Source organism: Komagataeibacter intermedius TF2 (assembly GCF_000964425.1).
Taxonomy (GTDB): Bacteria; Pseudomonadota; Alphaproteobacteria; order Acetobacterales; family Acetobacteraceae; genus Komagataeibacter; species Komagataeibacter intermedius.
In genome coordinates this window covers 1-11,577 of record NZ_BANF01000045.1, presented here as the reverse complement: position 1 = coordinate 11,577, position 11,577 = coordinate 1, and the positions used below count along the sequence as shown (strand labels likewise).

The following is an 11,577-nucleotide window of genomic DNA, read 5'->3' as shown; positions in this document are numbered from 1 at the left end:
CCAATGCCGATCACGGCCATGGTCACGGCCTGCGCGTTGGTGTCCTGCTCGAAATCATTGATAAAGCTGCGGTCGATCTTGATTTCCGTCAGCGGCTGGCGCGTCAGTCGCGACAGCGATGAATAGCCCGTGCCGAAATCATCCATCGACAGCCCGACATCCAGCCTGCGGATGGCGTGCAGCACGTCTTCGGTATCGGTGCTGTTGTCCATCATCACGCTTTCGGTGATTTCCACCGTCAGGCGGTCCGGCGTCAGGTTATGGTGCTTCAGCAGGTTGGCGATATATTCCGGCAGCGCGCGATTGCGAAAATGCACCGCCGACAGGTTCACGGCCACGGTAGGCACATGCACCCCGTCGCGGTCCCATTTTACCATCTGGCCGCAGGCTTCCTGCAGCGACCACCGGCCAATGGCCTCGATCTGGCCCGTATCCTCCGCCACCGCGATAAAGCGGGAGGGATAGATATTGCCCAGCGTCGGATGGTGCCAGCGCGACAGGGCTTCCACCCCGTACAGCCCCCCCGTCATGGTTTCCACCTGCGGCTGGTAATGCAGATTCAGCATGCCCTTGGCCAGCGAGTCCCGCAATGCGGAGCCAAGCATCAGCCGTTCCTGCGCCACCTGGTTCTTTTCATGTCCGGCGAAGCGGTACAGGCCACGCCCGTCCTCCTTCGCCTGACGGGCAGCGGCATCGGCCAGGCTGAGCAGGGATTCACTGTCCGGTCCGTTTTCGGGGAACGTGCTGATCCCGACGCAGCACGAAATGCTCAGCGTATTTTCGCCCACCTGCAGCGGCCTGGCGATGGAATTGATCAGTTTTTCGGCAAACTGTTCCGCACGCTGGTGCGAGCAGTCGGGCACGACGATAATGAACTCGTCCCCGCCCGAACGGCTGACGATATATTCATCATTGACCAGCGCGCGGATACGCCGCCCGATCTCGATCAGGAAACGGTCGGCATTGACGTGGCCAAGCGCGTCGTTGATGTCGCGGAAACGGTCGATATCCACCATGAACAGCGAGAACTGGCTGTCGCCACCACGCATGATCAGGCGTTCGATGATATTATGCAGCGATGTCCGGTTCAGAAGCCCGGTCAGGCTATCGAAATTGGACAGCTGGGCAATGTGCTGGCGTGTCTCGTTCTGTTCGATCGCCAGTGCGCAGAAGGGCATGCAGGTTGACACCACGCGTTCGGGCCATGCCTGCGACGGCTCATCATCGCGCAGGTACAGGGCGAATATCCCCACGACCTGCCCGGTACGTGAAATGATGGCCGAGGAGCGGCACCCCACCAGCCCCAGCGAACGGGCAAGGGAGGAATAGCCATCCCACACCACCGTATTGCTGCAGCCGGGATCATGGCGCATCGCCTCGATCTGCTCCGGCGTTACCTGCATGCTGTCCAGTGCCGAGCGGTACCGGGCGGGCATGCCGGGGGAGGACGTGACAATGACCTTGCGCGTGCCATCGAACGTCATGAGCGCCGCAACCCCACCGGGCACGAAACCATCCACGCGGCGACACAGCTGGTCGCCCACTTCCTGTATGGTCAGGTCGGACGCCAGCGCCTGGAGCACGTCATTCTGCAGGATCAGGATCTTGCGCTGGCGGCTCTGCTCCGTCACGTCCTTCATGACGGCGATATAATAGATCCCGCCCGTTTCACCGAGCTGCACGCGCGAAATCGACAGTTCACCGCAGACATATTCGCCATTGGCGCGGCGGAATTCGACCTCGCGCGATGTCCCGACAATGCGGCCTATGCCTGTCTCGCGATTACGGTTGATATAGCTGTCATGCTGTGCGCGGTCCGCCTGTGGCACAAGGCAGCTGACATTCTGCCCCATGACCTGCGCGCGCGACAGACCCCATATCCTCTCGGCCGCGGCATTGAAGAAGATGATGCAGTTATGCTCATCAATCACGACCATGGGATCGATGGCCTGCTCCATGGCGGATAACAGGACATCGGCGCTTATCTTCGGCTGATCCACCGTAAACTCCAGAACGTTGGCACGATACGCCGCGCCATGTGAGATCACTTTTCCTGATCGTGCAGGCAGGCTCCCGTTACCATGCGGGGCAGACCAGCCCTATCCGGCGGCGGACAACCACCGGGACCGTCGATTGGGGGGATACCCTACGGATTACGGGACCGGGGAAACATGACATGCCTCAATCTTGACACAAAGCCTTCAGTTGCGGCTACGCTCAAGATCCTGCGGCAGCATGCCCGCCAGCGGGCGGCAGGCATATGCACTTTCGCCCTCCGGCTGGGGCTGGTTCTGGCGCAGTTCGGCCGCCCCTGCCGCCACGGCCCGCCACGCCGCCTGCGCCAGCGCCTTGCGGCTGGGAAAATCATTGGGGTCCAGCGGCGGATGCAGCAGCACGGTCGCGCGCATCGACCGCCATTTGACCAGCTGCCACACATGGGGGCCAAGCTCCATGTCGCCATACCATGCAAAGACCGGACGCCGCGCATGGTTGACCGGCAGGCCCTCCAGCCGGTCATACACAACCGATACCGGCTGGATCAGCGGCGTCATGCCGGGGCGTGCCGCAATGGCTTCCGCCTCGCTTTCCGGTTCCACCGGCCCCCTGCCCGGCGGCAGGCGCGGCGGCTTGGCAATGGCGAAAAAGGCCGACAGGAACGGCAGCACCCGCGACCCGTCGGACGATGTGCCTTCGGGGAACAGGATCAGGTTGTCGCCTTCAACCATCAGGCGGTGCAGCATTTCATCACGTTCGCGGCCCGTCGTGCTGCGCTGGCGGCTGACGAATATGGTCCGGCCAATGCGCGAGACCAGTCCCATGATGGGCCAGCCCTCAATATCACCCTTGGCCACAAAATTGGACGGCAGCACCGTGCCCAGCACCGGCACGTCCAGCCATGAGGAATGGTTGGACACATAGATCACCGGGCGTTCGCCATTCTGCCGCGCGCGCCTGCCGCCCACGCCGCCTGCCCTGCGCCCCACCACGCGGATGCGCAGCGACAGCAGCAGGCACAGCCCGCCCCAGACCATGCGCGTCCACCGGATCTTGGCCGTGCCGGGCACCAGCAGCAGCACCGCCTCGAACCCGACCGACAGCGGCACCCACACGGTAATGGCGGCCAGACGCCCCACCCCGCGCGCGGTGCGGGCATAGGTGCGCATCCGCCCTGACGGCAGGACCGTTGTCGCGGCGATGAGCCGCTCCGCAACCGAACCGGGCTGGGGCGCGATCACCGGACGGGCCGCGCGCGACGTGGACGGGGGGGCTGCAGGCGATGGGGAGCGACGCCGGGTGAAACGGCGGATGAAATCGGCGATCATGGGCTATCCATAGCCCCACCTCTGGCCGGGGGACAATATGGGGCAGGCGCGCGACACAGGGGACGTGTCCTGCACGCAACGGACAGACCCGCATCAACCCTTTCATCATACGGTCATATTATGGGTGCATTGATACAACATGCATGCCATGCGGCCCGTCTGCCCCACCCATCGTCCATCCTGACTGGACCCGCGTCGCATACCCGTCCATGTTGCCCTCCCATCCCTGCAGGAGTTGTCCCTTATGTCCGCATGCAGCCGTCGCGGCGCCCTTGCCGCCACGACCGCCTTCATCATCCTTGCCGCCATCCAGCCCGCCCCGGTCCGGGCGGCCGATGACGTGCTGAATGTGCTGACATGGTGCGACCACGAGGATCCCGAACTGCTTGGCCCCTTTGAACAGGCCAACAAGGTGCGCGTCCACTTCAAGGACATTGACAGTACCTCCGCCGTGCGCACCATCCTGCGCCAGTCACAGGCAGGCGACTGGGACGTGGTGATCATGGAAGAAACGGCCGCCCCGCAACTGGCGGCGGCCGGACTGCTGATGCCGCTGGACCCGGCGGATTTCCCGTCGGACACCGTTCCCGCCGCCATTGCCAGTCCGGCCAGTGGCTCCTATCAGGGACGGCTGTATTCCGTGCCGGAAAAATACGGCTTCCACGCCGTGGCCTTCAACCAGGCCCATGTCAGCGCACAGGACATGCAGGACATCAACGCGGTATGGCAGCCGCGTTATCACGGGCATATCGCGATCTATGACAGCTATCTGCCCATCCTGTCCTACATCGCCCTGGCGCTGGGGCTGGACCCGGCACACCTGACGGATGCCGATCTGCCTGCGCTGCAGGGCAGACTGGCGGCCCTGCGCGCCAATGCGACACTGGTGGGCGATACCGCCAGCGTGCAGCAGGCACTGGCCGACGGGGTGGTTGATATTGTCGTGGGCGGCGGTGCATGGACCACGGCGGGCGTGGGCGAAGGCGGCACGGTCAGCACGCCCACCGCGCACTCCGATACGGCCACGCAGCGCCCGGACCTGACATTCACCCTGCCGCGACAGGGCGGCATCCGGTGGCAGCATGGCATCTCGATCATCGAGGCATCGCAGCGCAAGGCGCTGGCGCTGGCGTTCGCGCAGTACCTGCGCACCCCCGCGGCACAGGCCCGGCTGGCGACATCATCATGTTTCTGGGGCATGCCCGCCAGCACCAGCGCGCCGCTGGACGCGGATATGAAAGCCGCCCTGCACTGGGACCAGCAGCCTGCCTATATCGCGGCCAGCCACCCCTTCCCCGTGCTGGATGACGCCATGGACACCAAGCTGCACACGATGTGGGACAAGGTCATGAAAAATGCCGCCGCGCCGGATCAGCCCGGCGGCGGCGACAATGGGGGGGAGACGGCTCAGCCGTAACGGCGGGCCGCACCCCGCTCGTGCCACAGCACGCGTTCGGCCATCATGCCGAACACCAGCCCAAGACTGCCCCACAGCACAAGCTGCATGCCGATGGCAGCTTCACGGAAACGCCACAGCACGACGGCGGGGAAGTTGTCCGGCACTTCATTAATGTCGGGCAGCGCCCATTGCAGCAGCGCCACCAGCACCACAAAAACCGCCCCACCGCATAGCGTAGCGCCCCAGTTGCCAAGACGCACCGCCAGCACGCGGCCCGACAGGACCGCCAGCGTCAGCGCGCATAGTGAAAAGACGATCATTTCAAAATAGGCGGTCGTGCGCAGGCCGATGGTTTCCGGCTGTCCCACGGCAGGCGGATTGGCCGGGTATTTCAGATCCGGCACCAGCACCACGGCCAGAAACCCCGCCCCCGCCAGCAGCATGGACAGCATACGCGGCGAAAAACGGCCGATCCGTCCGTAAGCCAGAGAAAATACCAGCGAAAACAGCCCGCCATAGGCCGCGCCATACATGACGGCGGCGGTCAGCAGCCCAAGCGATGACTGCACGCCACGGCTGACCAGTTCGGGTTCCGGCGGCTCCCCTGATGCCGCATCCAAGGCGGATTCGAACGCGATGGCGAGATTGACCTGCGGTTCACCAAAGATGCGGGCGAACACGAACGCAAGGGCGGCTGCAATGATGCCCGCCAGCATGCCACGCAGCAGAAGGCGTCCGGCCATCAGGGCATACCCCGACACAGACGGAGGGAAAGGAAGGACATGAATCAGATCTCCTGTCGGGAAAGCGCGTCCCGTAACGGAATGAAGGTCCATCCGCCGGGAGGTCTGACTTCCGCAGGGGCTGCGGTGTACAGTGGCGCGACCGTGCCGGAATCCCACCGGCTTCTCCCTGCGGATACGATAAGGGACCAGTCAATAACGCGCATGGAGCGCAAGTCAATGTTGTGGCTCTGGGGGCTGTCTAAGAAATTCGCCAGCCAGATGCTTTGAAATTACAGGAATTTTTTGGTGAAGCTTTTCCAGAAAGCTTCAGTAAACACCGCCTTTTTGAAAACAGGCGGCACCCGAAAACTTTTATCTTTGTCAGGGTGCTGTTTTGAAACAGGTCTCTATTCAGGCTTTGCAGGCAACGTAACCCTGGTGGCATTGCCCTGCGCCGCGCGCCACTGCTTCAGGGCATCCAGCGTGCCACTGACATGCCCCTTGGGCGACAGGGCACTGTAGGCATAGATTACCTTGCCATCCGGGGCGATGACATAGGACGTGCGGCTGGCGCGATTCACCAGCGGCAGGTGACTGTCATACATCCGTGCGATCTGGCCCTTCGGGTCGGTGGCGACGGGAAAGCGGCCATGGCCTTCGCTGACGGAAAAGCGGTCGAGGGTGTGCATGTCATCGGTGGAGACGCCAATGACCGTAGCCCCAAGCGCCTTGTACTGATCCATGGCGTTTGCGAAATCATGCGCCTCCATGGTGCAGCCACGGGTGAAGGCAGCCGGGTAGAAATACAGCACCACCGGCCCCTGGCGCAGGGCGTCGGCCAGCCGGAAATCAAACTCGCTGCCATTGCTGGTGGCCTGCGCATCGAACATGGGGGCCTGGCTGCCCACCGGCAGGGCCGCACGCGCGGGCGAAAAACAGACAAAGCCGGCAAAGGCCATGACACCGACCAGCGGCAGGCACAGTCCCGGCAGGGACCAGCGCGAACGCCTGTAGAAATACCTCATGTGTCCTCACACCCTGCGGGGCAGGATCAATGCCGTCATGTGGTTGGCGGCAGGATCTGGCATCCAGACCCGCCCAGTCGCTGACAGACCTGCTGGGCAGCTTCGTGCGACAGGCCGGTCAGCCTTGCACGATAGACATGACCATGCGCCGATGCAACGGTCGCGACCTGCGTATGCACCCCGCTGAACGCAATCTTGGCCCGGGCCTGTCCCGCCGCATGCTGCGCCTGCCCGGCCGACCCATAGGCGCCCACCTGTACCATCCAGTCATGGCGGTCGGCCATGCTGATGACCCCCGGCCGGGTTCCGGCCGACGCCATGGGGGCCACGCCGCTCTGTTCACGCGCACTCCATGCCGCGCGCACGGCGGCAGCTTCGGGTGATGGCGTGTCGGTAGCCGCACCCTTCGGCACGGAGGCCAGAAGCTGACGCCCCCGGCTGTGGCCGCCACGCGCATTCTGCGCCGCCTGCGCGCGGGCAAGGGCGCGGGCTTCCACCAGCAGGTCGGCCTGTGACCGGTTGACCGGCCTGCTGCTGACGATCCGCGGCCCGATGGAGGCGACATAATCGCGCGTTTCCTTGGGCAGGGTGTGGTAACGGTCAAGGAAATCATCCAGCCGCCCCGGCCCGCTATTATAGGCGGCAAGGAAACCGGGCGAGCCGTAAATGTCGTACATTTCACGGATATAGGCCGTGCCCGCCACGATATTGTCGTGCGGTTCAAAGGCATCGGGACCAAGATTGTAGCGCGCACGCATTTCGTCATAGGTGGGCGGCATGAGCTGCATCAGCCCCATAGCGCCGGGCATGGAGGTCACGAACTGGCCATTATGGTACAGCTGCCCGCCCGACTCGCGCTGCATGACTTCGCGGATCCATACGTTTGGCACATCGAAACGCTGCGAGGCCTCGGTGATATAAGGCCCCCACGGATCTTCCGGTGGTCCCGGCGGGGTATAGGTGGTGTGGGCGCGGGCGCGATAGGAATCGGCTTCCTGAATCATCTGCTCCTCACTCATCTCGTGGGAGCCGTTATGGGCACAGGCGGCCAGCATGCCCGCGAATCCCAGCGCCAGCCACCGTAGCGACCGGCGTGTGGGGGAAGCCTGCGCGGCCGTGCCGCCATGTCCGTCAGATGCCGCTACTGCCTGCGCTGGTGCCATGCTGGTGGTATGATCCCGATCATGCCCGATCCCATGGCGGACGCGCCAACATGGCCCGCCCGGCGGGTCGGGCGCCGCACCATAACAGCGTGGCTTCGGCTTGTGCAATCCTGACCCGCCGACATGTCCATGACGTAACCGGCAGGTCAGGTTCATGCGCGCCTGCCAGATTATGGAAACGTTTTCGGTGACGCTTTTTTCAGAATGCTTCGAAGAACGCCGCCTTTTTAGATAAAGGCGGCATCCGGAAACGCCTGTTCTTTCAAAACGGCCTTTTATTCCTCGACATAGGTAGCAGGATCGCCACCTGTGCGGTTGTGGGGGCTGTCAAGTGTCGCAAGATCGTTCATGTCATCCGCCGTCAGCTGGAAATCGAACGTATGCAGGTTGGCGCGCATGCGGTCGGGATGCGCACTTTTGGGAATGGGGATCGCGCCGTAATCAATCACCCAGCGCAATAGTACCTGCGCCGTGGATTTGCCATGCCGGTCCGCAACCCGTTTGACGACGGGATTATCCAGCAGTTTGCCGCGCCCCAGCGGGCTCCAGGCTTCCGTCTGGATGCCCAGCTTTTTATGTAAGGCGACCAGTTCGGACTGCGCGAAATCGGCATGCATCTCGATCTGGTTGACGGCGGGCGTGACCCCGGTTTCATCAATCAGGCGCTGCAGGTGTTCAGGCAGGAAGTTGGAGACGCCAATCGAACGGATGCGGCCTTCCTTCTGCAGGCGGATCATCGCCTTCCAGCTGTCGACATACTGGTCCTTGGCAGGCAGCGGCCAGTGGATGAGATACAGGTCCACATAGCTCATCTTCAGCAGTCCAAGGCTCTGTTCGAACGCGCGCAGCGTGCTGTCATATCCCTGATCGGCGCCACGCAGCTTGGTGGTGACGAAAATATCCTCACGCCCCACATCGGAACTGACCAGCCCCGTGCCGACCCCGCTTTCATTTCCGTAGCGCGACGCGGTATCGAACAGGCGATACCCGGCATCCAGCGCCTCCCGCACCGCCTTTTCGGCCTGCGGGTTATCCAGTGGATAGGTGCCGAACCCCATGGCGGGGATCCTGTGGCCATCATTCAGTTCAAGCAGGGGGATGGAGGTTGTCATGGTCGTTCCTTCGTCAGGCGCTCCCGGCGGCTATGGTGCCCCGGCGCGCAGGCGGCAGGGTGGCGACCGGGCCGGGGGCTGGACGTGTGTCGCCGGTCCCTACCCTAACGACAGGTCACCACTTTTGGTTTATGCCCAGTTTTCAGGACTGGGCTGCATGTGGTTCATTATCACCATTGCTGGAGGCCCCACCCCATGACCGATACACCAACCGACACATCCGCAACGGAAGCGGGCGAACTGCATCGCTCGCTGCTGAGCATTGATACCCATGTGGACATTCCGTGGCCGGACCGCGACGACTTCGCCACGGGCGCGCCGTCGCGACGGGTGGACCTGCCGCGCATGCGCGCGGGCAGCCTGAGCGCCGCATGCCTTGTGGCCTATGTGGGGCAGGGCGCGCGGGACGTGACGGGGCATGAGGCGGCCTCCACCCGGGCGGACGCGATGCTGCACGTGATCAGGGAGACGGGCCGGATCGATGGCGTGCAGGTGTGCGACACGGCAGCAGGGGTGCGCGCGGCCCATGCGGCGGGGGATGTCGCCATCATCCCCGCCGTGGAAAACGGCTATGCAATTGGCGAGGACCTGTCGCTGATCGCCCGGTTCCGCGCTCTGGGCGCACGCTACATGACGCTGACCCATAACGGGCATAACCAGCTGGCCGACTCGGCACGGCCCATGCATCACCTTGATGATCCCGAAACGCTGCATGGCGGGCTGTCCGGCCTTGGCCGCGACGCGGTGGCCGAAATGAACCGCGTGGGCATGCTGGTCGATGTCTCGCACACGTCGCGCGACACCATGCTGCAGGCCGTTGGCCTGTCCCGTGCGCCGGTCTTTGCCAGCCATTCGTGTGTCCGCGCCCTGTGCGATCACCCGCGCAACCTTGACGACACGCAGCTTGACGCGCTGAAGGCCTGTGGCGGGGTGATCCACATTACCGCCATGGACGCCTTCCTGCGCCCGCGCGACGTGCGTGACATGCGCCCGGTCACGGTGGCGGACTTTGTCGACCATATCGATTATGCAGTGCAGCGAATCGGGATCAAGCATGTCGGCATCTCGTCCGATTTTGATGGCGGTGGCGGCATACGCGGCTGGGCCGATGCATCGGAATCGCCCAACCTGACGGCGGAACTGCTACGCCGTGGCTATGACCGCAGCCAGATCGCGGCCCTGTGGGGAGAAAATTTCCTGCGGATCCTGAAGCAGGCGGAAGAGGTCGCCCGCACGATCGCGTGAACATGGAATCCCGCGCGCTCTGGATCACGCGCGCCCAACGGGGTATATCCTGTGCCGCATTGACGAATACAGGATAAGAAATGACCACCAGCACCGATTACAAGGTCAAGGACATCTCGCTTGCCGAGTGGGGCCGCAAGGAAATCTCGATCGCGGAAGGCGAAATGCCGGGGCTTATGGCCCTCCGCGAGGAATATGGCGCATCCCAGCCGCTGAAGGGCGCGCGCATCGCGGGCTGCCTGCACATGACGATCCAGACCGCCGTGCTGATCGAGACCCTGACGGCGCTGGGGGCTACGGTCCGCTGGTCGTCGTGCAACATTTTCTCGACCCAGGACCAGGCCGCGGCCGCCATCGCCGCGACCGGCGTGCCCGTGTTCGCATGGAAGGGCCTGACGGAAGACGAGTTCAACTGGTGCATCGAGCAGACCGTGAAGGGGCCGGACGGCTGGACGCCCAACATGATCCTTGATGATGGTGGCGACCTGACCATTCTCATGCACGACAAGTATCCCGAACTGCTGAAAAACGTGCGCGGGCTGTCGGAAGAGACCACGACGGGTGTCCACCGCCTGTGGGAAATGGAAAAGAAGGGCACGCTGAAGGTTCCGGCCATCAACGTCAATGACAGCGTGACCAAGTCCAAGTTCGACAACCTGTATGGCTGTCGTGAAAGCCTGGTGGACGCCATCCGCCGTGGCACGGACGTGATGATGGCGGGCAAGGTTGCCGTGGTTGCCGGTTATGGTGACGTGGGCAAGGGGTCTGCCGCGTCCCTGCGCAACGCGGGCTGCCGCGTGCTGGTGACCGAAGTTGATCCCATCTGCGCACTGCAGGCCGCGATGGAAGGTTATGAGGTCGTGACGATGGAAGAGGCCGCGCCGCGCGGCGATATCTTCGTCACCGCCACGGGCAACGTGGACATCATCACGCTGGACCACATGCGCGAGATGAAGCACCGTGCGATCGTGTGCAACATCGGGCATTTCGATTCCGAAATCCAGATTGGCGCCCTGCGCAACTTCAAGTGGGACAACATCAAGCCGCAGGTGGATGAGGTCGTCTTCCCTGATGGCAAGCGCCTGATCGTCCTGTCCGAAGGCCGTCTGGTTAATCTGGGCAACGCGACGGGCCACCCGTCCTTCGTCATGTCCGCGTCGTTCACCAACCAGACGCTGGCACAGATCGAACTGTGGGAAGCGCCGGAAGGCAAGTACGAAAACAAGGTCTACACCCTGCCCAAGAAGCTGGATGAGAAGGTGGCCTTCCTGCACCTGGCCAAGGTTGGCGCGCATCTGTCCAGAATGAGCCAGAAGCAGGCGGATTACATTGACGTGCCGGTCAACGGCCCGTTCAAGAATGACCTGTATCGTTACTAAGCGCCTCGATCATCGCTAACATACACGTGACTGGTCCGGCATCCGCCGGGCCACATCATGTGATGGAGAAAGATACCATGAGCATCTTCGGTTCAATCCTGTCCAAGATTTTCGGCAGCCACACCGCAGCCGCCGCGACCCCGGCTGCTGCCCCGGCAGCCACGCCCGCAGCAGCACCTGCAGCAGCGGCTCCGGCTGCGGCTCCC

General features: G+C 63.3%; 9 protein-coding genes, 1 pseudogene and 1 riboswitch. Of the genes and pseudogenes, 4 read left to right on the top strand and 6 right to left on the bottom strand.

The window, feature by feature from the left end; translation table 11 throughout:
- Both B7449_RS08595 and B7449_RS08590 read right to left on the bottom strand, forming a co-directional pair.
- On the bottom strand, window positions 1-2,048 hold a 2,048-nt coding region (locus B7449_RS08595; protein ID WP_048883566.1), incomplete at its 3' end, for an EAL domain-containing protein.
- A 153-nt stretch (window positions 2,049-2,201) separates the two neighbouring features.
- Complete coding sequence (locus tag B7449_RS08590; RefSeq protein WP_039736436.1) at window positions 2,202-3,323, bottom strand: lysophospholipid acyltransferase family protein; 1,122 nt, start codon at window positions 3,321-3,323, stop codon at window positions 2,202-2,204.
- Between the two features lie 244 nt (window positions 3,324-3,567).
- Here B7449_RS08590 and B7449_RS08585 point away from each other — a divergent pair, with 244 nt between their 5' ends.
- Window positions 3,568-4,740, top strand: a complete 1,173-nt coding sequence (locus tag B7449_RS08585; protein ID WP_039736435.1) for an extracellular solute-binding protein — start codon at window positions 3,568-3,570, stop codon at window positions 4,738-4,740.
- Here the strand turns inward: B7449_RS08585 and B7449_RS08580 are convergent.
- The 4 genes from B7449_RS08580 to B7449_RS08565 all read right to left on the bottom strand — a co-directional run bounded on the left by B7449_RS08580 (window position 4,731) and on the right by B7449_RS08565 (window position 8,747).
- Window positions 4,731-5,465 (bottom strand): CbtA family protein, encoded by a 735-nt coding sequence (locus tag B7449_RS08580; protein ID WP_039736489.1) that lies wholly within the window; start codon window positions 5,463-5,465, stop codon window positions 4,731-4,733. The genes B7449_RS08585 and B7449_RS08580 overlap by 10 nt on opposite strands.
- A gap of 26 nt (window positions 5,466-5,491) precedes the next feature.
- Window positions 5,492-5,676, bottom strand: a riboswitch (cobalamin riboswitch).
- A 178-nt stretch (window positions 5,677-5,854) separates the two neighbouring features.
- On the bottom strand, window positions 5,855-6,472 hold the full coding sequence (locus tag B7449_RS08575; RefSeq protein ID WP_039736432.1) for a peroxiredoxin: 618 nt from the start codon (window positions 6,470-6,472) through the stop codon (window positions 5,855-5,857).
- 35 nt (window positions 6,473-6,507) lie between these two features.
- Window positions 6,508-7,635 (bottom strand): lytic transglycosylase domain-containing protein, encoded by a 1,128-nt coding sequence (locus tag B7449_RS08570; protein WP_039736488.1) that lies wholly within the window; start codon window positions 7,633-7,635, stop codon window positions 6,508-6,510.
- 275 nt (window positions 7,636-7,910) lie between these two features.
- On the bottom strand, window positions 7,911-8,747 hold the full coding sequence (locus tag B7449_RS08565) for an aldo/keto reductase (protein ID WP_039736429.1): 837 nt from the start codon (window positions 8,745-8,747) through the stop codon (window positions 7,911-7,913).
- Between the two features lie 195 nt (window positions 8,748-8,942).
- Here B7449_RS08565 and B7449_RS08560 point away from each other — a divergent pair, with 195 nt between their 5' ends.
- From B7449_RS08560 to B7449_RS22815, 3 genes and pseudogenes are all read left to right on the top strand, one after another.
- Window positions 8,943-9,992, top strand: coding sequence for a dipeptidase (locus B7449_RS08560; protein ID WP_039736427.1), 1,050 nt, complete (start codon window positions 8,943-8,945; stop codon window positions 9,990-9,992).
- 80 nt (window positions 9,993-10,072) lie between these two features.
- A complete protein-coding gene (gene ahcY / locus B7449_RS08555; RefSeq protein WP_039736425.1) occupies window positions 10,073-11,371 on the top strand; it encodes an adenosylhomocysteinase in 1,299 nt (432 codons plus the stop codon).
- A 77-nt stretch (window positions 11,372-11,448) separates the two neighbouring features.
- Window positions 11,449-11,577 (top strand): annotated as a pseudogene (locus B7449_RS22815) (DUF3597 domain-containing protein); the annotation flags it as partial.